A 25,268-nucleotide genomic window follows, 5' to 3' on the forward strand; every position below is an offset into this window, starting at 1 on the left:
CATGACTTTTAAAAAAGAAAATATCTTGGTTGTCGATGACAATAATGACATGCTGGACTTGATTCAAAGACAACTAAAATCTTTCAATTACCGCACTTATAAGGCATCTTCTGTAAATGAAGCCATAGATGTCTTAAAGAATTCAGAGATAGATTTACTAATAAGCGACTTAAATATGCCAAATATTAATGGCATTGAACTGTTAAAATACGCTGAAGAACATTTTCCCGCAATACCAAAACTTGTCATATCAGGCATTCCATCTGTCTACAATATTGTCAATGCAATGAAATCTGGAGCTTTAGATTATTTAACAAAGCCATTTACTAGTGAAGAACTTCATAAAGCAATTTTAGAGTCACTGAACAAAAAAATGCTTGCTTCCAGAACTTCAACCGATTTTCATCATCGTAATAATGAAAAATCATATGGAGATTTAACTGGAAAATCAATTCAGTTTAAAGAATTAGTTGAAACAATCGAACGTATTAAAGATACTAAAGCAACTGTTCTTATAGAAGGCGAAAGCGGCACAGGAAAAGAATTGATTGCAAGGGCTATTCATTTTACAAGCAAACTTAGAGATAAACCTTTTATTGCTGTAAACTGCGGAAGCATACCCGAAAACTTAATAGAATCTGAATTGTTTGGTCATATTAAAGGCTCATTTACAGGTGCAACAGAAAATAGAATAGGCTTGTTTCAGTCTGCTTCTGGCGGTACAATTTTTTTAGATGAAATTGGAGATGCTCCTATGTCTTTGCAAGTAAAACTTTTACGTGTTATTCAAGAAAAAGAAATTGTACGAGTTGGAGCAGCAAAATCTGAAAAAGTTGATGTTAGAATTATATCTGCCACAAATAGCAATTTGGAAGAGCAAGTTCTAAAAGGTTCATTTAGAGAAGATCTGTTTTATAGAATAAATGTTATTACCATAAAAACTACACCGCTTCGAGATCGCAAAGAAGATTTGCAGACCTTAATAAATGTTTTTATTGAGAAATATTCACTCGAATACAACAAAACCAACATTCAAATAAATGATAAAGCAATTGAAGTATTACAAAGATACAACTGGCCAGGAAATATTAGAGAGCTTGAAAATGTAATTCACAGATTGGTTATTATGAGTGATGATAGCATTACTTTAGACCATATTCCAGAAAATTTAAAATATCATATTCCTTCATCTGATACTATTTTCAAATCTTTAAAAGAATATGAAAAAGAGCAAATTATAAAAGTCTTAAATGCTGTAAACAATAACAAAACAAAAGCAGCACAAATACTGCAAATTGACAGAAAGACTTTAAATCAAAAAATTCAGTAAAAACGGGTAGATATTCCCCTATCTGTCCACAATTTACCTATACTATTTGTATATTCCAAATGAGACCCGGATACAATAAGCTGATTTACAAATTAATATAAAAAAAGGCATATGTTTTGCCTTTAAAAGTCAAAAAAGTATTAAAATAAATCAAATTCATTATTAAAATGATCAAGCTGAAACATAAAAAAAGCCCAATTACGATTGCACCTATAAATTACGCAAAAAAATTACGGTTTCTCCTTAATCTCAAATTCTAATCTTACTTCTAGATTATTCCTAAAAAATATATTTAAAATATTTTCATTACAAAACCCCAAACAAATCTACCCTAATACTAGTCTATTTCTAAGTTTTGTCGCATTACTTGGCGATATAAGTTATCAACAATTAGCACCTTGCTAATTATCAATAACTTATAAAACAAAAAATGCATTTATTTTCTTAAAAAACTTAACTTTATAACACAAATCCACATTTCCATGAAAATAATTAAACATTATTATGACGCAAATCTTTCCTGGGTAGAGCATTACGCTGCACAAATTGGAGGAAAAATTGAAGGAAATTTTATCATACTGCCTGAAGACTCCCAAACAGGAATTCGTTATTTTTTAGACTGCGGAAATGGTATTTTCGCCTATTATATAAATGTAGAATATAAAAGGAATTTCCAGTTAATACAGCAGAATCTCAATCAGGATTTTATTGGTTTCTATTACAATCTCACAGAAGGTGAAGCTACAGTAAGCACGGATTTTATCGTTTACAATGTCGGCAGATGGAACTATAATTTAGCGGTCATCGACGGATCTTTAGATTCGGAATATAATGTAACAAAAGGAAGCAAAACTTTTGCTTTATGCATTTTTATTAAAAAAAGCATGTTAAAAGCCTTTACTGAGAAAAACAATATAGTTATTCAGAATATTGATGCGGTACTTGATCCAAAAGAAAATACCATAATTCGTTTTGACAGAATGAGTAGCGATAGCTTTCATATATTAAATGATCTAAGGAAATTAGAAGTCGGTGGAGCCATTTTCGATCTGCATTTAAAAGGCACTGTACACTTATTAATTTCAAACTATCTAAAAAAATTAGCTACTAGAAAAATCATTATCCACACGGTTAACAAAAAAGACTTAGATCGAATTATTTCGATTCAAATGTATTTAATTGAGCATATTAAAGATCATTTTCCTAGTATCACACAAATGGCTAAGATGTCTAATATGTCAGAATCTAAATTCAAAACCTTATTTAAAAAAATAACAGGAGATACAGCAAATGTTTTCTTCATGGAAAATAAATTATTACTAGCTAAAGAGCTTCTTGAAAATAAACAATTGACTATTTCTCAAATTTCAGATGAACTAAACTTTACCAACAATTCTTATTTCGCATCAAAATTTAAAGAACATTTTGGATTATCTCCTAAAGCCTTTTATAAGCAATTGTAAGGCAAGTATAAATAAACTATTAGAAAAGATAAGTCTATGAGAAAAGTTACGCATTATTACAGTTTAACGCCAGAATGGCAATATGATGTAGTGAAACAATTAAATACAGAGCTAATAGACGATAAACTTATCGTTGTACCCGATGATATAGGAAAAGGCTTTTTTTATTTTTCTCCGGTAATGGACGGTATTTCTGTTGTTTATGCTGAATTAACAACAAATACACCTTTCAAATTAGTAAGACAAAAATCTGAAAACGAATTGTATATTTTTCATTTTGATTTAAGTGAACATATCAATCTCATCAAAATTAATGATATTAATTACCAAATTGGAGCTTTTAATCAATTGGATTTAGCAATTTTCGATAACCAATTTGAGAGCACATTTAAGCCTTCAGTTAATGAAAAAACGATTGCTTTAAGAATACTTCTTGACAAAAAATTACTTCACGATTTTATTCAAAAATTTAAAGAAAAAGAGAACGCTTTAAACTTAAATGAAAACAATAAAAAAGTATTTTATCACTACGGAAATATTGATAGCAATAGTATACTTCTAATCAAATCTTTGCAAAACAAATCTATTAACGACCTTTCTTTTGATTCGTTTCTAAAAGGGATTTCATTAAAAGTACTTGGCAATTTTTTTAATAAATTTTATGATTCGAACGAATCGGGCACAGAACTTACCGAAGTTGAAAATGAATTTATAGAGAAAACCAAAGATTATCTGACGAATAATTTGTACGGCCCTTTTCCTTCTTTAACCTTTCTTGCAAGTATGGCAGGAATGTCAGCGTCGAAATATAAAACTTTGTTTAAAAAACGCTTTAACAACACGCCAAAAAATTTGTTCATAGAAGAAAAAATTAAACTTGCACAAAAGCTTTTAAAAAGTGGCCAATATACAACCTTGTCTGAAGTTATGTATGAATTGAATTATACTAAACTAAATTATTTTACTTCAAAATATTACGAACTGTTAAACAGAAAACCCTCAGATGATTTTATAAAACGGTTTCGCTAAGATAAAATACAGTTAATAAAAAAGCCACTGTCCAATAAAAACATGAACAGTGGCTGAATAAAAGTAAGGTGATTGTTATTTAAAACTTATTATAAACTCTGAACGTCTATTAAGCTCGTGTTCTTTTTCAGAACATGCAACTCCATTTGAACAATGGTTTAATAGGTGTGTTTCTCCAAAGCCTTCTCCATTAATTCTATCTTTTGAAATACCAGCTTTTATGATATAATCTACTGTAGCTTTAGCTCTATTTTTAGAAAGCTTCATGTTAAATTCGTCTCTTCCTCTACTGTCTGTATATGAATTTACTTGTATCGAAATATTTGGACGATCTTTCATTAAGGCTACAACTTTATCTAATTCTTTTTGAGAGGATTGTCTAATATTAAAACCATTAAAATCAAAATAAATTGGGCTTAGCTTTAACTTATCTGTCAAATCATCTCCTTCTTTAATTTTTACTTTTTCGCCTTCTACAACAACCTCCATTTCACGGGTTATTTCAAAGCTTATTTCTTTTTTCTCAAGAGGTTTAAGCAATTCTGTGTTGATCGTTTTTTCAGCATACTCCTGTTTTGTAAACACTATTTTATAATCCTGATATGGATCTAGCACAATTTCATAAAATCCTTTACTATCTGTTTTAAGCGTAGCAACGCTTTCGCCTTTTGAATTAAACAACTCGGCATTAAAGTCTGAAACTGGCTGGCCATTTTCGGTTATAGTACCAAAAACAGTTGATCTATAATCAAAATCAAAAGTTACAGGTCTGCTTTCTGTAAAACTATAAATATCATCATTACCACTTCTGTCTGATGAGAAATAACCTTTTTTATTCTCACAATTGAAAGTATAGGCAAAATCATCTGATGCGCTATTTACACCATCCCCTAAGTTTACTACATGGTATTTTCCGGTGTTATCTTTAATTGCTGCAAATATGTCTAATCCGCCTAGCCCAGGATGTCCATCAGATGCAAAATATAAGATTCCGCAACTGTCCATAAAGGGGAATGTTTCTCGTCCAGGAGTATTAATCTCTTCTCCTAATTTTACTACATCATTACTAACCAGTTTACCATTCTTTAAATTTACCACATACAGATCAGAGTTTCCAAAACTATTATTACGATCAGAGACAAAAAATAGTTGTGTTTCATCTGGACTAAGGGCTGGATGTGCAGAAGAAAAACCATCACTGTTAATTGGATATTGTAATTCTTTTACATTTTCCCATTTGCCATTAACATTTTCAGCTGTATAAATTTTCAAATAAGTTGTCCCTTTTTTATCTTCTCCAAGCTTTCCATCAATGTAATTATTTCTCGTAAAAAACATAGTTTTACCATCTTTGGTAATTGCTGGCGTACTTTGATGGTACTTTGTATTTACATCACCTTTTAACAATACTGGGTTCTGGAGTCCTCCATCAACTGTTACATCAGCCGAATACAATTTTAAAAATGCTTTTTCGTTCCAACTGTGTTTACGTTTGATAACAATTCCCGTATCTTTCGCAGATGCATATATTACCTTGTCTGTACCATAAAAAGCACTTCCAAAATCTGAAAACGGAGTATTAATTTCTACAGGCTTAAAAGTGTAACGGCCTGACTGCTCTTTAATTGCTTCTATTAGTTTAGATTCGCCCCAGTTTGCGCTAAGATCATTTTTTCCCACATTAGAATAATAGGTTTTCATAACCTTTTCCGCTTCATTATAGTTTTGCGTATTGTTTAATGCCTGAGCATATCTAAAATAATATTCAGAATCCAGTTTTACTTTAGTTTCTAAAATTTTAGAATAGCATTTTACTGCTCTAGGGTAATTTCCGTTATAATAGTAACAATCTCCAAGTTTGGTATAAATCTCACGTGTATTAACACCTTTATTAACTTGCTCTTCGTATAATTTCGCTGCTTCTATAAAGGCGAATTTATCATAAGCTTTATTTGCTTTTTCTAATCTTTTATCTTGAGCAATAACCCTTCCTGACTGTACTAAACAAATACAAAGTAAAACCAACGCTATTTTAATCTTTTTAAATATCATTTTTATCCTAGTTTATGTTTGTTAAAAGAATCTTGGAGTAACAAGTCTATATTTGGTTCCAGAAAACAGGTCAAAACGAAGAAAAATTTCATGAGATCCTGAATTATAATTTCCAATTTTTTGAGTATCGTAATCATACGCATAGCCGATATTCATTCCTGGAGAAACTTGAAATCCTGCCATTGCACTAACCGCAGCATCCCATCTATAAGCTGCTCCTAAAGTCAATTTTTCATTAAAGAGAAAGTTTGCAGACAAATCAACAGCCAATGGAGCTCCATTAACCATTTTTACCATGGCAGCAGGCTTAAATTTAAGGTTTTCGTTAAGATCAAATACATAACCTCCCATTGCATAAAAATGCATTTTATGATCGGCTACCGATACTTTAACATCATCAAAAAACTTAGTTTCCAAAATCATTGGTACGGAAACACCAGCGTACCATTTTGATGAGTGAAAATAAATCCCTGCACCAAAATTTGGAGAAGTTTTCGATATAACACCAGTAAGGTAAGGGTCATACAAATCTTCGATTGATGCTTTAGTATAATCTACCTGTGAAAAATTTCCCGATCCGCTAATCCCTAAAGAGAGATGAAGATCTGCCGAAAGCTGAATTGGATACGCATAACTTACACTAACTGTAGTTTCTTTAGTAAATCCGATCTGATCGTTTATAACTGACAATCCAAATCCTTGTCCGCTTTCAGTAATTGGTGCCTCAATAGAAAAATTTGCCGTTTGAGGAGCTCCTTCTAATCCGACCCATTGGGTTCTATATAGCCCGAAAACACTTGGCAAACCACGAGTTCCGGTATATGCTGGATTTATTGTCAGAGTATTATACATATACTGCGTATACTGTGACTGCTGCTGCGCGGAGATTTCAAAAAATCCGATAAACAGCATGATTAATAAATATAAAATCTTTTTCATTTGTTCTAATTTCTTTAAATTATTGATTATTGATATACAGGTATCCTGCTTTCTCCCTCACTTGTTTACCATTATTATATTTCAATATGTAGAAGTAAGTTCCAGTAGGAAGTTTTTCGCCTCTATTAATTGTAGCGCGTCCATCAGAGTAACCTGCAAACATTCTATCTGATTCGTTATATCCTTTTGCATCGTACACTTTTACACCCCATCTGTTATAAATCTCTAATGTATTGTCTGGAAAATTATCCAAACCTTTAATATGGAAAGTATCGTTTAGACCATCACCATTAGGAGAAACTGCATTGTACACAATCAATCCGTCGTCTTCAATAGTTCCCGTATCTTTTACAATAGCCATCGTAAATAATCCGTAACCACTTACCTGACTTGTCAGCAGATGTGAATATGCTTCTCCCGAAATAGGTTGGCTAAGTTTTCCATTTTCATTTACCCAAAGCTTCTTAGTTTCATCCCAACGAACGATTGCTAATTTTGTATTAGGCGGTAAATTGTAATAATCAGCTGGAGTTGTATCATAATCAAGAGTAAGGCTTAAAATGATTTTGTCTGCTCCTTTATCTTGTCTTACTTCCCAGTATTCTTCTGGATTGATTTTAAGAATCGACTCGTCTCTATCATCGTAAGAGTGCTGATAATCATCATTAGCTCCTTTGTGGAAATATTGCGTAGTATATATATTATCCCCAGCGGCTTCATGCTCAGAAGGTCTGAAGAATTTACCTGCACCTACTGGAAACTGAAACTGTTTTTTTCCTATTTTTTGAACTTTACCATCAACAAAAGACTGGTCTCCTGCTTTTTCGTGTCGTCCGTTTTCATTAAATATTACCAAAGCTCCAGGTAAAGTAACAGCATCCACAATTCCTTGCTTGAATTCGGCCTTATCACTAACTGAAATTTTTGTTCCTAAATAGAACGGTGCTGCTTCAAATGAATTATCAAACTGAATGTTTTGAAAATCTGACTGCTTCGTTCCTTCAATAAACTGGCCATCCAGACCATTAAAAAATGTTGTTCCTTTACTTGTTGAACCCGAAAAACTAACAATACCGTCATTATTCCAGTTTTTAAAAATATAGACATTCCCGTCATTGATAAAACTTCCCAAGGCAGTATTATCATAATCTTCATAAACTGATAATGTTGTATTGCTATCAACTTTTACATCACCTTCATTATAAAACTGCGCATGTCCTTCTTGGCAAGCCAGTAAACCTGTTAAAAGTAAAAATCCATAAAATGATCTTTTTTTAAGCTCCTGATTTACATCATTTTGCCTACTCACTTTACATAAAGTATTGTTTTTCATATTTATATATTTTTTGGTATAAATCATTTTCAAATTATGCTGTAAAATTACTTTGCTCTCCAAACATCAATAACCTGTCAAAGTCATTAGTGTATTAAAATAGGATTAAATATCAGCGCTCTTTTTTAAGCCGTTTTTTGCTAACAAATTCATAAACAACCAATTATCAAACATCTAATTGTTTTTACGCTGCAAAATTCGGATATACATAATTTAGCGACCGCCTCAAAAAGTTTTTAGAATTGTAGATTAGGACATTTATGTACTAGAGAGAAAGGGAAATAAGTGTAGAAAATACTACAGTCTAAACATTAAATAGTGCTTTTTGAAGAAATACTGTTTCAAAAAATCATAAACAAAAGAATAAGTAATGCATAAAAAAACTATAGCGTTTGAAGCAAAATAAAAAAGAGGAAGCCGAAACTTCCTCTCTTAAGAAAAACAATTACCAAAAAGATTATTTTACTCCCTTGAAGAGTAATGAAAAATAATATTGCAAATATCCGTGATTAGTATTTCAATAAGTGCCTGTAAAAGCCTAACATATTATAAATTAAGGCATTCTAATGCTAAATTTGAGCATTTTTATTTTTTGAGATTAATAACTGCATTTCATATTTTTATCAATCTTAAGCTTCTCTTGCGAAGATCTTTTTTGCTTAATCACACTGAATAATGAAAAATCACACTCGTTGATCATAAAGATTATATAGCTATATCGTTTCACATAGAAACCCGACCGTCCCAATACCGATACTTCGGTAAGCGATCGCTCAGAGAGACGAAACAATTGATAATTGACAATTATGAATTGTCAATTATCAACTATCAATTATTTAAGGATTTCGGTATCGATAAGTCTTGCGTATTTGCCTGTTATTATTCCTTTTTCGTTTATGGTGAAAAAAGTTGGGGTTCCTATTATGGCATAGGTTTGGAAGTTAGGCCCTGCAAAACCTTTGAAATCGCATAACTGTTCCTTCCATGGGAATGTGTGATCGTGGCCATCTCCGGCATCTTTGGTCATATCTGCGGCAATGCTTATAATTTCGTAGCCTTTGCTTTTTACGATTTCGTAATTGCCCAACAGCTGATGAATCTCATTCTCGCAGTTGTTACAGCCCGATTCGTAAAAAAACAGCAATGTCTTTTTATTGATCATTTTTTTGCCTGCTGCAGTTTGCAGAGCAGGAGCCGAACCGCCAATTACAGGGGCATTAATTACACTTGCCAATTTTTTGCCAGGTTTTTCCAGTCTCCCTGATTTTGTGGCATATTCACTTATCGCCGCTACCATCTCATCTTTTCCGGCTTTGGTGAATAATGCAACTGCTTTTTCTGTAAAAGCAGTATAGATTTCATTATTTTTTATGCGGGATAAGATTTGTTTTGTATCGGCCAGCCAGACAGCATCGTCTTTAATAACGGCTTGCTGCAGCTGCATCCAGCCTTCAATAAGGTTGCTCCACTGGCCGCTGTTGTACAGTACAGCCATATCAAGTTTATCTTTTACAAAAAGGTTAATTTCTTTTGCCCTTTCTTCTTCTGACTGATTAATGCGGCTTCCCATTCCCATTAAAACATCATAGATTTCTGCCAGTCTTGCCGCATATAGTTTGCTTTGAGCCGTACTGCTTTTCAAAACACCCAATTCCTGATTAAGGTTCTGCTCTTCAGCTACAAGAGCATTGTATAAAGCTTCCTCCTTAGTATAAATGGTAAGGCCGTACTGTACCATACCTGCTTTCTGGAAAAACTGATTTTGCTTTTTCTGCCTGCTGTTTAAAAATTCATTCTCTGGTGAGCCTGTATATTTGGTATTCTCAAAATTGGGCTGTTCTTCAAGACAGGCAATAGAAAAATTTTCATTGTTTACAATAAAATCCATACCGCCGCCGTCTGTAAGCACAAAATGCGAAATGCCGGCATATCCTTTTTTTGCAGCAGGAAGCACCAATGCCACTTTTCCTGACGAATCGAGTTTTCCTGTGGCAATAGTATCTTTTTTATCGCCTCTTTCCAATACATAAACATATTGTTTTCCTCCATAATGAGAAAAATGAACGTTTATGGTTTGTGCTTGTGCAGATACCAGCAAACTAAAAAAAGCAAGCCCTGCCATGATTATTTTTTTTGTACTCATTTTTTTTATAGCTTTTTTATTGTTAATTAAAAAATTTAATAAAATGAAGATACGCTTTTCAAACCTATCTTATGACAGTGAATGAAAAGCGCAATATCTTCTTTGTAAAATTTATTGTTTAGCTCGTCATGGCAATAAAGAAAATTATTTTCCTGAAAACCAATTTCCGAACATTAAATCTCTTATTTGTCAGCTATACAGCGTATTGGCATTCCACTATTCTGATCAGATAAGGCAATCCTATTCTGGTAAAGGACGAAGGACGAAGATTGACCACCGCTACCACTATAAGCACTAGTTTGATACGTTGTAGTGCTATTGAATAGCCCCGAAGAAGACTTAATCCCAGTTGTTGGCAGCATTAATGAGGTGCCATAAAATATACCACCTAACCCAGGCGATGTACCGCTACCAACAGTCTTTTTCAAAGCAGAATTAGTAGTATAATAATCTATAAGCCCTTGCCATTCGGCTTTTGTAGGTATATGGTAGCCTGGATCGCAAGGATCGTTTGCTGTTTTTTTACCGCTAGCATCAACCCATGTGGTAGCACTTCTAAATGCAGGACTGTTAAAATTCACATAAGAAACTGCAGGAGTAGATGTTCCCCACTGATAATATGATCCTACTAATCCGGTATTTAAAGTAAAAGGGTCTAAGGTTTTATCAGCGCCTAAGTTATGACACATGAAGCCTCTCCATTCTGTAGGACTAATCATAGCCCCGCAGCACATGCAGTCTTTTATTTCTGCCGTAAGATTTACTGCTTTCTCTGCGCCGGTTCCGTCATTAAATATGGCATATATAGTGAGTTTAAATGCATCTGCAGCAGCCAGTCCTTTTGCTGTATTGTATAAATCTGATTTATACTTCACTGTTACTGTGCTGTTTTTATTGTCAGTGAAAGTCTCAACAATTTTTCCAGCACCCGCAGCACTTTCTACATATTGAAAATGAAGATTAGTTACTGTGCCATTTGGAGTAAAAGTATATATGTAAGTTGTTGCAAAATCTGCCTTCTGGCTAGAACGGGATGCTATTGAACCGCAACTGTCGCCACCTTCAGTTTGTACAACATCAAAACAGGTCTTACCGCTTAAGGTGCCGCTACCTAGAGCTATATCGGCTGGATTTTTAGTTACCGTAATCTTGGCTGTTTGCGATGTTGCTTTAGGATTGCCCGTACAGCCATTTGTTACAATACAGTAAAAATAATAGGTACCTTCTGTAAGATCTGCCGTAGTATATGATATGGCATTTCCTACAGGTGTTCCTCCTGTTGTACTGTCAGAGGTATTGCGGAACCACTGATATGTTTCTGTATTGGTGCCGCTCGCCGCTATTTTTACTGTAACACTTGTTTTTGCTGTTATAGACTGCGAAGCAGGCTGTGTAGCAATAACAGGTGTAGGGCATGCATTATTTAATGCTATATCCTGTGAAATCGTTTGTTCTCCACAGTCGTTTTTAGCCGTCACCCCAATTTTTACAGAACTTCCTGTGCTTGGAAGCGTAATTGTTGCGGTCTGTCCAGTATTATTTGGTATTACAACGCCATCCTTAGTCCATACATAAGAGGTAGGATTGAATGCAGTGGTAAGAGAAAAATCAACTACGGAGCCATAAGTAGCCTGAGCAGGAGGAGCCGGGTTCCACGAAATGACTGGTGCGCTTGAATTTCCTAAAATTGTTTTTACTGCCATAGGGCTTGTACAGCCGCTTGCGTTGGTTATGGTTACTCCATAAGTGCCGTCTTCTGTAACCGTAATTTCTTTAGTGGTTTCACTCATTTTAACGTTATCCTTATACCAAGTGTAAGTGCCCGTTTCTAAGACAGTTAAAACTGCCGAGCCGCTGCAGCGTGTACTGTTGCTGCTGCTGTTTATTGTTGGTTTTGAAGGTGTATTGCCGCTTGTAATATTCTTATCTATTACATGCGCTTCTGCAGGGCATTTTGCATCGGTGTTGTCAGTAGCAATCATACGAAGCGATATGGTACTCTGAGAAGCCGGCACTATAAATGGGTTAACCGTTATAACGTCATTGCCGTTGTACCAAGTATAGGTGATTCCGCTCTGCTTATTAGCGATGCTTAAATCCAGACTTCCGCCAGCACAGAATGACGTAATGGTGTTTAACGGTTTTCCGTTCACCAAAATATCAGTGTCAGGAACAGCTACCTGTCCGCTAGCCGCACTTTTTGTCACATTAATAGTATTAGACTGTTTAGAATAGCAGCTTCCGTCTTTTACCGCTGCAAACCAATCGCCCACGCTGCTATCGCCGCTAATGTTAACGGTTAATCCTGATTTTTCTTCAACTCCATTATGGAACCAAACTACACTACTTGCAGTTCCAGATGCTGAAAGTGTGACTGAATTTGTACCGCAAAGCACACCATTATTCGAAGCTAAAGCTGTAATGCTGGCTGGTGCCACTGTAGCAGATTCTGTAATGTTTTTTTCATTCCCTGCGTTTGTGTTACAGCCTACAGCCCCCATAGAAATATTGTATTTTCCTTTTTGTGTAGCGATATAATAATTAACGCCGCGGGCAACCTCAATACCGTTACGGGTCCAGATTAACTTATCAAGATTTGCCGTATTGGCGGGAACAGATAAATATACCGAACCGCCAGCGCATAAAGCTGTTCCAGATGCTGTTAATGTAGGCACTGCATACGACATAGAGCTGCAGTCTACCCCATTTTGAGAGAATAAAAACTCTTTATATAAACTTGTACAGGTGCTGGTAACGCGTACCAATACCGTATGCAGATTTATAGTCTCATTTGGAAAAAAGTTAATTTTAAAACTTCCATTAGCATTATCTGCATCAACTAAAGATGCATATTCACCTCCAGCAACAATACTGATATTAAATGGCCCATTAGGACAGTCAGGATCTGTAATGTTAAATGTCTGGTCACAGCCTGTTCCATCAGCCGCAACATTTACACAAGGCTGCGGGCTTATTGAAGCCTGAGATGTACCCTCACATAAACTTACCCAGCGTGTCGCATTCCAATACTCCACACAATTGGTTGTTTTATTATAAATGGTAAGTCCATTACCTTTATCGTTATTTTTTACTGCAAATGCATTGCGCTCTGCAGTTGTCATTTGAGGCAGTCTAAGTCCGCCTTTGTTAAGGAGTTCGAGCACTGAGAAAGCTTCAGGCTCTTTTTTGCCCCCTATGGTCATTTGGGCCTCCATATTTACTGAAAATAATATGACCAGAAGCATTAGCCATATACAGAATAGATTTTTCTTCATTATCTAATTTTTTAAATTGTTTTAAAAATTGAAATTTCTTAATCAAAAAAAACACAGTTAAAAAACTTGAATTTTGTTTTCTTTTTCTAATAGTAGTTGACCAAAATGTTTCTAAAATTGAAACTGCTTAATCAAAAAAATAGACTGATTAAAAAATTATTAATGAATATCTTATAAAGATAATATTATTTAACTGATATTCAATACCTTAAAAAGCAACTTATTTTACTTACTCTTCAATATTACTTTAAACCTTATTTTTGAAAAACTTAATATTATAGGCTGCTTTATAATTTCCACACAAAGCGATTTAAAACTTTGTGTGGAATTTTATAATTATCAAGATGAAACTTGTTGCATTTTCATCTTCTTATTTTAAAATTTGGTTATTATTTCCACACAGCGTTTTAAGTCTGTGTGGAATTTTATAAATTATATAGATGAAATTACATACCACTTTTTATTGTGAGCTTGTAACGTAATTTTAAGTGTTCCACTACCTGAAGAAACGAATGGCGCTAATATCTCTTTAGCTGAAGTCTTAGATGAATAAACTATATCAACATTAAACTTCACTGTTAGGTCATCACCATTTGTATTAGTAAGATCATTTTGGTTGATCACTAAAATTCTGCCTTCATTACTTTCTGCATCTGGTAAAGTAATTGTAATATCAGTAGTTATGCCATTAGTAATAATTGTATAATCATCAGCCGTTACAGCATAATTACCTTCAATAAGTTGAACATTCATTACATTATTAGACTTAGGATCTTGCCATTTTACTACTTTAGTTGTACCATCAGTATCTAAAGTTGTAGTTAATACCTGACCTTCTTTAGTTGCAGGTACAATATCTACCGTAGCAGCGGCTAAGGTTGCATCAGTTCCTATAACTTGCAATACTGTAGCAGGAGTTGTACTTGTTAAACTAGCTTTCGTTTGCGCCACAGCATCCTTCCATACAACGGTAGTTCCGTCAGTTGTCAATATTTGTCCAGTTGTCCCAGGAACTAATTCTACCGAAGCAGCTTTCAATAATACATCATCACCTGTATTTACCTTTATAACAGTTGGTGAGTTCGAAGTAAGAGCCTGTCCTCCTGTAATGTTTTCTGCATTTTGTGGATTAGCAGAAATAACTGTTCCGCTAATAGTTATTCCATTTCCTGCTGAATAATTGATTGCAGGTGTTCCTGGTGCTCCTGCTGGACCTTGTTCTCCAGTATCTCCCTTGTCCCCTTTTAAGGCCAACTTATCAGAATCGCTCAGGTCGTCGAAAGTCAGTTTGTCTCCTTTCTCACCCTGGTCCCCCTTGTCCCCTTTTAGGGCCAACTTATCAGAATCGCTCAGGTCGTCGAAAGTCAGTTTGTCTCCTTTCTCACCCTGGTCTCCCTTGTCCCCTTTTAGGGCCAACTTATCAGAATCGCTCAGGTCGTCGAAAGTCAGTTTGTCTCCTTTCTCACCCTGGTCTCCCTTGTCCCCTTTTAAGGCCAACTTATCAGAATCGCTCAGGTCGTCAAAAGTCAGTTTGTCTCCTTTCTCACCCTGGTCTCCCTTGTCCCCTTTTAAGGCCAACTTATCAGAATCGCTCAGGTCGTCGAAAGTCAGTTTGTCTCCTTTCTCACCCTGGTCTCCCTTGTCCCCTTTTAGGGCCAACTTATCAGAATCGCTCAGGTCGTCGAAAGTCAGTTTGTCTCCTTTCTCACCCTGGTCTCCCTTGTCCCCTTTTAAGGCCAACTTATCAGAATCGCTCAGGTCGTCGAAAGTCAGTTTGTCTCCTTTCTCACCCTGGTCTCCCTTGTCCCCTTTTAGGGCCAACTTATCAGAATCGCTCAGGTCGTCGAAAGTCAGTTTGTCTCCTTTTTCACCCTGGTCTCCCTTGTCCCCTTTTAGGGCCAACTTATCAGAATCGCTCAGGTCGTCGAAAGTCAGTTTGTCTCCTTTTTCACCCTGGTCTCCCTTGTCCCCTTTTAAGGCCAACTTATCAGAATCGCTCAGGTCGTCGAAAGTCAGTTTGTCTCCTTTTTCACCCTGGTCTCCCTTGTCCCCTTTTAGGGCCAACTTATCAGAATCGCTCAGGTCGTCAAAAGTCAGTTTGTCTCCTTTCTCACCCTGGTCTCCCTTGTCCCCTTTTAGGGCCAACTTATCAGAATCGCTCAGGTCGTCGAAAGTCAGTTTGTCTCCTTTTTCACCCTGGTCTCCCTTGTCCCCTTTTAGGGCCAACTTATCAGAATCGCTCAGGTCGTCGAAAGTCAGTTTGTCTCCTTTTTCACCCTGGTCTCCCTTGTCCCCTTTTAAGGCCAACTTATCAGAATCGCTCAGGTCGTCGAAAGTCAGTTTGTCTCCTTTTTCACCCTGGTCTCCCTTGTCCCCTTTTAGGGCCAACTTATCAGAATCGCTCAGGTCGTCGAAAGTCAGTTTGTCTCCTTTTTCACCCTGGTCTCCCTTGTCCCCTTTTAGGGCCAACTTATCAGAATCGCTCAGGTCGTCGAAAGTCAGTTTGTCTCCTTTCTCACCCTGGTCTCCCTTGTCCCCTTTTAAGGCCAACTTATCAGAATCGCTCAGGTCGTCGAAAGTCAGTTTGTCTCCTTTTTCACCCTGGTCTCCCTTGTCCCCTTTTAGGGCCAACTTATCAGAATCGCTCAGGTCGTCGAAAGTCAGTTTGTCTCCTTTTTCACCCTGGTCTCCCTTGTCCCCTTTTAGGGCCAACTTATCAGAATCGCTCAGGTCGTCGAAAGTCAGTTTGTCTCCTTTCTCACCCTGGTCTCCCTTGTCCCCTTTTAGGGCCAACTTATCAGAATCGCTCAGGTCGTCAAAAGTCAGTTTGTCTCCTTTATCACCTTTATCACCTTTGTCTCCTTTCGCATTTCCTGCACTTGAAGTGCTTCCGTCTGTATATGTGATAGTCATTTCTCCAGTCGTAGGATCAATTGACGTAGAAGCAATGCCTTTTCCGTCTGCTCCCTGTGCTCCAGCAGAACCATTAATCTTAATCCAATTTGTACCGCTATTCCATTCTTCAGTACGTTTCTCTGGAGTATCAGCGGAGCCTATATATGCATAAATATCATTTCCATATTTTATAATAGCATCAAGGGTAGTAATCTTTCCATCTACACCTTTCTCTCCTGTCGGACCAGCAAGACCGTCTTTACCATTTAACCCATTGATTTTAACCCAATCAGTAGATTTATTTTTCCAAGCTAAAGCACGTCCTGCAACTGTATTATCACTTCCTATGTAAGCATAAATATCTCCATTAGTATCTTTTACAATTGCATCAAGAGTAGTAATTGCTCCATCTGTTCCTGGAGGCCCTGGTACACCTTGAATACCATCAATACCGTTTTTACCAGTCAAAGGAATCCAATTATCACGATTTTCAGGATCTCTTACATATACAACTCCAGTATCATAATTAATCCACATTTCAATACTGGCATCAACACCAGGCACACCATCAACTCCAGGTATTCCTTTACCTCCTGCAATACCGTTTTTACCGTCAATTCCTTTTATTCCATCAACACCATCTTTACCACTAATTTTAACCCAATTTGGAGATTCAGCAGCCCACTCCGCATCGCGACCTTTAACAGTCATATCTTTCCCTGTATAAGCCCAGATATCGCCATTGCCATCTTTTAAAATAGCATTCAGTGTAGTAATTGAACCTGCTTCACCTGGTTTTCCATCTGTTCCAGGAATACCATCCATACCGTCTTTACCATTAATTGGAATCCAATTACTTGGATCTAATGGATCTGTTCCTGGTGTTAAAATATAAATCGTACCAGTCTCAGTATCAACATAAATAGTACTGTCTTTATTGATTCCGTTAGCTCCAGGCGTACCAGGTGCTCCGGTACCACCAACCATACCATCTTTTCCGTTATTTCCTGCCGCTCCATCTTTACCGCTAATTTTAACCCAATTTGGAGATTCAGCAGCCCACTCCGCATCGCGACCTTTAACAGTCATATCTTTCCCTGTATAAGCCCAGATATCACCATTACCATCTTTAATGATTGCGTTAAGTGTAGTAATTGAACCTGCTTCACCTGGTTTTCCATCTGTTCCAGGAATACCAGTTGCACCATCTTTACCATTAATTGGAATCCAGTTATTTGGATCTAATGGATCTGTTCCTGGCTTAACAATATAAACTGTTCCAGAGTCTGCATCAATATATATAGTACTGTCCTTGTTGATTCCTTCTGCTCCAGGTGTACCTGGTGCACCAGTACCGCCAACCATACCATCTTTACCGTTATTTCCGGCTGGTCCATTTAACGGAATCCAATTATTCTTATTTTGAGGATCTCTTACATAAACAATTCCTGTTGTGTAATTGATATACATTTGAATTGTCCCATCTAAGCCAGCAGTACCAGGCTCTCCGTCTCCTCCAGCAACACCATTGTTGCCTGTTCCAGAACCTGCTTCACCAGCAGCTGCTAATCTCATCCATCTGTCAACATACCAATAGTAGTAACCTGGTGTAACATCTCCAGCTGTATTGGTATTAAAAACTAACAAACTATTAGTTGGTGTACCAACAATTGGCGCATAAACAGTAGTACTTGTTAATTTAACCCTAGGGATCAATATACCCTTGGTACTTGCACCGTATCTATCTAATTCAGAACCACCCAAAGTCGTGACCTCAAACTGGGTTGATTCAGTAGATGTTGTTTTCGCTCCAACAACAACCTGTGAACGGGCTGAGAAGGTAGCCAAAATAACAAATAAAGGGAGTAATCTATTTTTCATAACCTTAATTATTATGTGTTTTAATTATTTTCTTAAGTCCTTACAATTCAAACATCTAGATTTGAAAGTGCAAAGTTCTTCTGAAAATAGATTTATTTTTGCCCGTAGAAGTTTTAAAACTTATAGATTAAGGTTATATTAAAATATTTGTTAAATCACAGAGAAGAAACCTGACATTGACCACAGCGATTATTAGCCGGGAGAAAAAAGAATACATAAATAACTAACAAACAACTTATTAATATAAAAACAAAAGAGAGAAAACTTATGCTTTCTCTCTTTTGTTTAGTATTCTATTTGTTTACTTAAATAGATTTTTTTTAAATCCCGCTATATTTTGAATCCTCCTTTTACTTTATTGCTTTTTTTAAGTTTCCTAAAGATTTATCCTCTAAAACCTTAATTTGGTTTATTACTATTTGTGCAATTGTCTGGGCACCTAATAAAGAAAGGTGTGTGTCATCAGCTTTATCTTTATCATAATAAGCATTTTCACCAGCTTTAAAATGCAAGTGCAGCTGTTTTGACTTTTCAGGACCATAAGACTGTTCTAGTAATTCTGTATAATACTCCAAATCTATAAAAGGAACATTATATTCCTGTGCCACCAAACGGGTTTCTAAAGGATAATCGCCATGTGTTGGCACTAAAACTCCTTTCTCGTTAAAGTTGCGTCTGCTAATAGAGGTCAACAATACAGGAATTGCGCCTCTATCTCTGCTTTCTTTTACAAAACGAATCAAATTATATCTATAAGCTGTATGTGGATTGGTGTAACGTGTTGAGTCTTCTATTTTTTCGTCATTGTGACCGAATTCAATAAATACATAGTCTCCTTTTTTCAGTTTTTGATATATTGAATCCCAGCGTTTTTCTGCGATGAAGCTTTTAGTACTTCTTCCGTTTACGGCTTTGTTGATTACTGTAATGTTTTCGTTGAAAAATGGCTGCAATACTTGCGCCCAACCATGTTCTGGATTTTTTTCAGGATCTTTTTTATTGGCCATTGTAGAGTCGCCTATACAATATAAGGTAGTCTTTTGTGCGAAACTAAATGTCGTAATTAGAAGTGTTAGAATGATATATTTTTTCATTTTCTTTTGTTATTTATTGCTGCGTTTTTTACTGCAAAGTTTTTTTTACCGCAAAGTTCACTAAGTTTATTTTTGTTTCTCTTTTTTGTCCAATGAACACAAAGATTTGTCGATTCTCTTTGTGTAGACGCACTGCAGTGCGTCTCTACGGAAAAAATCTTTGCTAACTTTGCGCTTTCTTTGTGCACTTTGCGGTAAAAAAACTTTGCGGTAAAAATTTAATGTTTAGAAACCGCCGTTGGAACTGTTGCTCGTTGCCCTATAAATACATCTGTCATCAAGACGTTTTCTGCGTTTTCGTTTGATAGCGCGTTCTTCGCTTCTTTAATTTCTATGTTTTTAAAAGAGATATTTTTAATTTTTTTATCCGCAAATCCCTGAATGACAATTCCAGATTCTGATGCTTTATTGCAGGTAATATTCGAGAAATATACATTTGATATATCCGACTGATACCCTTTGCCTTCTCCGTGATAATTTGCCGTGATGTATAAACAGTCTTCTACTTGGTCTAATTCAATATCTCTAACAAATATATTTTTAATATAACCTCCACGATCAGCATTCGTTTTTAAATAAATGCCTCTTTTTAAATATCCTACCGTTTTGCAGTTTTCTACAAAAACATTCTGGACTCCAGCTGACATTTCACTGCCGATTACTACTCCGTGAAGTCCTTTAAAATTACAATTTCTGATAATAATATTTTGGCTTGGTGTTGCTGTATTGGCTCTTCCTTCATGATCTCTTCCTGCTTTTATGGCAACATTATCATCACCGTTGTCAAAAGTGACATTCTCAATTAAAACGTCCTTTGCATATTCTGGATCTATTCCGTCGTTGTTATGATTTAGCGATTTATAACTTATGCCGCGAACGGTTATACTTTCTGATTTTAAAAGATGCAGACACCAGAATGGCGAATTTTCGATTCGAATATTCTCGACCAAAATATTTTTACAATTTAAAAACTGAATCATTTGTGGTCTTAAAAAAAAGCCTTCTCCAAATTTTCTTTCGTTTAATGGCGTATTGTTGTGATTCATGTCACGGCTTCGGTTTTTACCTTCATTCTCTTTTGCTTTAAAGGTTTTCCATGTCTTTCCTCCTTCTCCGTCAATAGTACCATCGCCAGAAATGGCAATATTGGTGCAATTGTTAGCATAAATAAGCGGACTATAATTGTACAGCATTGTGCCCTCCCAGCTCGTTAAAACCATTGGCAAATAATCTTTTGGATTATCACTGAATTTGATTTTTGCGCCTTTCTCTATCTTGAGATTGACATTGCTAACAAAATGAATTGGCCCATTAACTTTGTAAATCCCTTTGGGTACAATAATAGTTCCGCCGTTATTTTTTTTACACAAAGCCATTGCTTTATCAAAAGCTTTTTTGTTATCTGTAATCGAATCTCCTTTTGCTCCTAATTTCTGTACATTGATTTGAAAAGAAGGAATTTCTGGAAGCTGAATTCTTTTTACAATAGAATCGACTTTTGCTAAAGGAAAATCTCCGTTTTGTGCAAAACAAGTGCTGCAAACAAGTACTAAGAACAGATATTTTAGATTCATTTTTCTAATATTGTGTTTTTTTATTTCACGCAGATTCTGCTAATTTTAGCAGATTTGCGCAGATTTAATTCTAAAAAAATCTTTTAAATCTGCTTTGATCTTTTTAAATCTGCGTGAAATTTTTTCTCTCGCTGATTTAGCAGATTTCGGAGATTTATTTTTTGTTTGTTTTTGTTTGTTTTTGTTTGTCGTCTTACTTTAGTTTTCGATCTCACTTTTCAGTGCAAACTGTGACCGAATACTGAGACTGCAAACTGAGACTGCAAACTGAGACTAAAAATACCAATTAGACACTTTATCACTAAGAACGTTCTCTATCGAATACTGCGCTGCCTCTTTCTTGGAAAGCTGATGCGACCATTTTACTCTTTTTGATGGCTGAAAGCCTTCTCCTATGCAATTGTATTCGGCATAAAAGGCATTTTTTTCTGCTTCGGGTTTTGACCAGTTTTCCCAGCCTTCGGGTTTAATCTGATTGCCCATTTCGCAGTTTATAAAAACCGTTTTGGCATAAATGCGCCATGGTCTTCCTAAATAAACATCTTTTGCCTCTGGATTTGCCGTGAGTTTACAGTTTTTAAAAACGAATCCAAACTGCGTTCCTTCTGGCGTTGACGCTGCTGTGATATAGGAACTTTTGATGCTGTGAATGGTGCAGTTCTCAAACAAAGCTGTTGCGCCTCCAAAGATAAAATCGGTTGTGCCTTCTATATAACAGTCTTTAAAATACTGTTTGGCCTCTTTTCCTGATAAGTACAAAGTATCCTGATTTCCTAAAAGATTACAGTTTGTTATTTTGGCTCGATTGGCTGTAACTGACAATGCAATAGCCTGTCCGTTTTCTCCTGAAGTATTTTTAATGGTTATGTTTGATGCCGAAAAATCATCTCCTTCAACCAAAAGCGTATAGGTATAAAAGGTGCTGTTTCTTCCCAGAGCAATTTTCGAGAAATTATCATCAAAAGTAATAATGGTGTTTTCTTTGCTTTCACCTTGTAAGACAACATTAGTATTCCATTCTGGGATTCGCACTTTTTCGTTATACGTTCCGTTTTTTACAAAGATTGTCACTTTTTCATAAGGAAAAGCAGGAGTTGCATAAACAGCATCCTGAATTTTGGTATAATCTCCAGAACCGTCTTGTGCTACTGTAATATAGTTTACATTTTTCTTTTCTGAAGCACCTACTTTAGTGCCATTTTTAACTGCCCAATCTGGAAATTTTTTTAAAACTTCTTGTGGAGCATCTGAGTACCAAGAATAACCGTTTCTTCTTTCTGATCCTATTTGGTCCAATGATTTTTTCTTGATTCCATCGCGATCGCAAAAGAAAGGCTCATTGGTTTCTAAATCCATAAATCTCGCCCAAATTGGTTTAGCATTTGCTGTTGGAATCATTTTTTTATCTACAATTTTCCCAGCGTCGTTTAAAACTCTTTTTTCTTCTAAATTGGTGATTTTTGTTTTTTCAAACCAAGCTACAGCACTTTTTACAGCCGTTACAATTTCTCTTGAAGGCTTATCAATAGACATTAAAAGCAATACTATTTTTGCCGATTCGTAACCGCTTAGCGAAGCCAATTCAAAAGCCCTTGCATTTGCAGGAGCCAACGTAACTTCGTCATGCTGTGCACACCACGCGGTCAAAACTCCGTTTTGTTTATATTGTGTTTTTAAAATACAGTTGATTCCCTTATCAAAAGATTTTTTACATTTTTCTACAACCTCTTTTGATGGTTTAATGCTGTAATAATCCGATTCGTCTGCTATTGCTTTTATTACATTCATAATATTCACCATAGAATCGTCATTGTAAGTAATATGCGTATAATATCCTTTTTTTAACGGATAAAACTGTGGCCAACCGCCATTTGCATATTGTGCTTCTAGCAGATAATTCAATCCTTTTAAGAAAGATTCTCGGTAACGCTCGTCTTTAACCTGTGCATACATTCTAGACATAAAAAGCATTTCCTGACAGGTTGCTCCATTATCTGTAGTAGTTTCTACCGCTGTTTTTTTGAGTGCAATTAAATCTTTCTTCTGCTTTTCGGTCAGCTCATCCTGCATTTGAATATTCTTTGGCCAACCTCCAATATCTCTTTGATAGAGCAATACATTTTCGGCTATTCTCTTTGCATCTTCTGTTGCAAACCAAGTGGCATCATTCTTACGAATAATGTCTGGCCATCTTTTGTAAGCGGTTTGAGCATGAATTCCAATGCTTAAAAATAGAATAAGCATTAGAGCTGTTTTTTTTAATCGCATCATTTAATCGTTTTTTAATGCTTTATTTTAAGAAACTATTTCTATCTTCTAAAAATGAAAAATTAGGCTCATTTTTAATCAAATTGTAAGAAAAATCATTAAAACACATGTTTAAGAAATCTTTTTCTTATTAAATATACTTTGATATCACTTTTAAAATTTCGTTCGACAGAATCAAATTATGAAAGCTGTTTTTTTGAAAAAAATTAAAAATTTTACTTTTTCTCCTTATTTTATATTTTTTTACTTCGCGATTCGAAACCAATCGACTTCAACATTTCCCGAATCATTCTTTATTTCTTCGCCTAAAGCAAAAAGTCCGACTTTGGCACCAATCCATTTTCCTTCTCTTGATTTGAAATCATTTCCTATAGTTTGATAACTTTTATCGTCTAAGCTGTAAAAGAAACTACATATTCCGTCTTTTTTAACTTGAACTCTTAGATAAATGGTACTGTTTTCAATTGCTATTGGTTTTGTTCCTGTTTCTGAAACACTTTTATCAAAAGTTCCTGTTTTCTGATTCAGATATAGTTTTCCATCAATATTTTTAAAACACAGAAAACTGTAATCTAATCCCATTACAATCAAACCTGTAGATTCGCCTTTAAGTCTCGAATTGAAAGTCAGTTTTGTTGTAGCGGTAAATTCTTCTGCTGGAAATTTTTGTAATAGTAAATTTGGCGCATTAAAAATGTTTGTCGTTGTGGTATTACAAAACAGATTCAGATATCCTAAACTAGTCGGAAACCCAAAATTGGTTTGTTTGTTGGCCTGCCATTGCCATTGCAATCCCAATTTAGGTTCGTTAAATTCATCTGAAGTTGCTGGAACTTCTATTGGGTATTTTTTGCCAACATTTGGCTTTCTATAAGTTGTGACAGGCTCACCAATTCCGTTTCTATCAAAATCTTCTCCCATAACCGGCCAGTCGTTTACCCATTTCATTGGCTGAAGATGAACTATACGCCCGTAAGCGCCTTTATCCTGAAAATGAAAAAACCAATCTTCTCCTGTCTGCGTCGTAACCCAAGCACCTTGATGCGGACCGTTTATTGTGGTCGAACCTTGTTCTAGAACCTTTTTCTTCTCGTAAGGTCCGAAAACATTTTTCGATCTTAAAACCGTCTGCCAACCTGTTGGAACTCCTCCTGCTGGAGCAAAAATGTAGTAATATCCATTTCGTTTGTAAAATTTAGGCCCTTCAATAGTTTCTTCGCCCTTATGTCCGTCAATTACCATTATTTCGTCATGGTTTATAACGGTTCCTTCTGGATTCATAGTACAAACCACTAACAAACTTTTAATCTGCGCTCGACTTCCTGCAAAAGCATGAGTCAGATAAGCTTTTCCATCTGTATCCCAAAGTGGACTAGGATCGATCAATCCTTTTCCTGCTTTAACCAAAAGCGGTTCAGACCAAGGCCCTTCTGCTTTTTTGGCTTTTATCATATAGATTCCGAAATCGGGATCTGGGTAATAAATATAAAATTCGTTTTTATGAAAGGTAATGCTTGGCGCCCAAACTCCGTTTCCGTGCTGTACGCTGTCGTACGTTTCAAATGGTGGCTGTTTTACCAAAGCATGACCAATAATTTTCCAGTTTACCAAGTCTTTTGAATGTAAAATGGGCAAACCAGGAATACAGTTAAAAGATGAAGCTGTCATATAATAATCATCGCCAACGCGAACAACATCCGGATCCGAATAATCGGCATGAATAACAGGATTAGTGTAAGTTCCATCTCCATTATCTGGCGTCCAGACTTGAGCTATATTCTTTTGAAAAGGAATAATCCAGAAGAGGAATAGGATGATTTTTATGTTTTTCATTTTTAACTATACTTTTTATTTAAACCCGACAGATTTTGAAAACCTGTCGGGTTTGTAACTTATATTTTCTTTGAGTGAGTTTCTTTGCGATGCTTTGACTCCGCTCAGCAAGACAAACATTACAATTGATAATTAACAATTAATAATTATCAATTGTAT

General features: G+C 35.7%; 13 protein-coding genes. 3 read left to right on the forward strand and 10 right to left on the reverse strand.

Annotation, left to right across the window (positions count from 1 at the left end):
- The first annotated feature begins 1 nt into the window (after position 1).
- The 3 genes from PQ463_RS09330 to PQ463_RS09340 all read left to right on the forward strand — a co-directional run bounded on the left by PQ463_RS09330 (position 2) and on the right by PQ463_RS09340 (position 3,822).
- On the forward strand, positions 2-1,330 hold the full coding sequence (locus PQ463_RS09330) for a sigma-54-dependent transcriptional regulator (protein WP_274257495.1): 1,329 nt from the start codon (positions 2-4) through the stop codon (positions 1,328-1,330).
- A 482-nt stretch (positions 1,331-1,812) separates the two neighbouring features.
- Positions 1,813-2,793, forward strand: coding sequence for a helix-turn-helix domain-containing protein (locus PQ463_RS09335; RefSeq protein ID WP_274257496.1), 981 nt, complete (start codon positions 1,813-1,815; stop codon positions 2,791-2,793).
- A 36-nt stretch (positions 2,794-2,829) separates the two neighbouring features.
- Positions 2,830-3,822 (forward strand): helix-turn-helix domain-containing protein, encoded by a 993-nt coding sequence (locus PQ463_RS09340; protein WP_274257497.1) that lies wholly within the window; start codon positions 2,830-2,832, stop codon positions 3,820-3,822.
- Between the two features lie 75 nt (positions 3,823-3,897).
- Here the strand turns inward: PQ463_RS09340 and PQ463_RS09345 are convergent, their stop codons facing one another.
- The 10 genes from PQ463_RS09345 to PQ463_RS09390 all read right to left on the reverse strand — a co-directional run bounded on the left by PQ463_RS09345 (position 3,898) and on the right by PQ463_RS09390 (position 25,109).
- Entirely contained in the window at positions 3,898-5,874 is a 1,977-nt protein-coding gene (locus tag PQ463_RS09345; RefSeq protein ID WP_274257498.1) for an OmpA family protein, read from the reverse strand.
- A gap of 21 nt (positions 5,875-5,895) precedes the next feature.
- On the reverse strand, positions 5,896-6,813 hold the full coding sequence (locus PQ463_RS09350; RefSeq protein ID WP_274257499.1) for a PorP/SprF family type IX secretion system membrane protein: 918 nt from the start codon (positions 6,811-6,813) through the stop codon (positions 5,896-5,898).
- Positions 6,814-6,832: 19 nt separating this feature from the next.
- The gene (locus tag PQ463_RS09355) at positions 6,833-8,146 is read right to left on the reverse strand and encodes a T9SS type B sorting domain-containing protein (protein WP_274257500.1); all 1,314 of its coding nucleotides are present in this window, start codon (positions 8,144-8,146) and stop codon (positions 6,833-6,835) included.
- An 832-nt stretch (positions 8,147-8,978) separates the two neighbouring features.
- Positions 8,979-10,289, reverse strand: a complete 1,311-nt coding sequence (locus PQ463_RS09360) for a peroxiredoxin family protein (protein ID WP_274257501.1) — start codon at positions 10,287-10,289, stop codon at positions 8,979-8,981.
- Between the two features lie 182 nt (positions 10,290-10,471).
- Positions 10,472-13,564 (reverse strand): phage tail-like protein, encoded by a 3,093-nt coding sequence (locus PQ463_RS09365; protein WP_274257502.1) that lies wholly within the window; start codon positions 13,562-13,564, stop codon positions 10,472-10,474.
- 432 nt (positions 13,565-13,996) lie between these two features.
- Complete coding sequence (locus tag PQ463_RS09370) at positions 13,997-18,340, reverse strand: phage tail-like protein (protein ID WP_274257503.1); 4,344 nt, start codon at positions 18,338-18,340, stop codon at positions 13,997-13,999.
- Positions 18,341-18,690: 350 nt separating this feature from the next.
- Positions 18,691-19,434: a rhamnogalacturonan acetylesterase gene (locus PQ463_RS09375; protein WP_274257504.1), complete on the reverse strand. Its 744-nt coding sequence runs from the start codon at positions 19,432-19,434 to the stop codon at positions 18,691-18,693.
- Between the two features lie 218 nt (positions 19,435-19,652).
- Positions 19,653-21,008, reverse strand: coding sequence for a glycoside hydrolase family 28 protein (locus PQ463_RS09380; protein WP_274257505.1), 1,356 nt, complete (start codon positions 21,006-21,008; stop codon positions 19,653-19,655).
- A gap of 273 nt (positions 21,009-21,281) precedes the next feature.
- On the reverse strand, positions 21,282-23,279 hold the full coding sequence (gene pelA / locus PQ463_RS09385; protein ID WP_274257506.1) for a pectate lyase: 1,998 nt from the start codon (positions 23,277-23,279) through the stop codon (positions 21,282-21,284).
- A gap of 240 nt (positions 23,280-23,519) precedes the next feature.
- On the reverse strand, positions 23,520-25,109 hold the full coding sequence (locus PQ463_RS09390; protein ID WP_274257507.1) for a glycoside hydrolase family 43 protein: 1,590 nt from the start codon (positions 25,107-25,109) through the stop codon (positions 23,520-23,522).
- Positions 25,110-25,268 lie beyond the last annotated feature (159 nt).

The sequence above is a fragment of the Flavobacterium sp. KACC 22763 genome (assembly GCF_028736155.1).
GTDB lineage: Bacteria > Bacteroidota > Bacteroidia > Flavobacteriales > Flavobacteriaceae > Flavobacterium.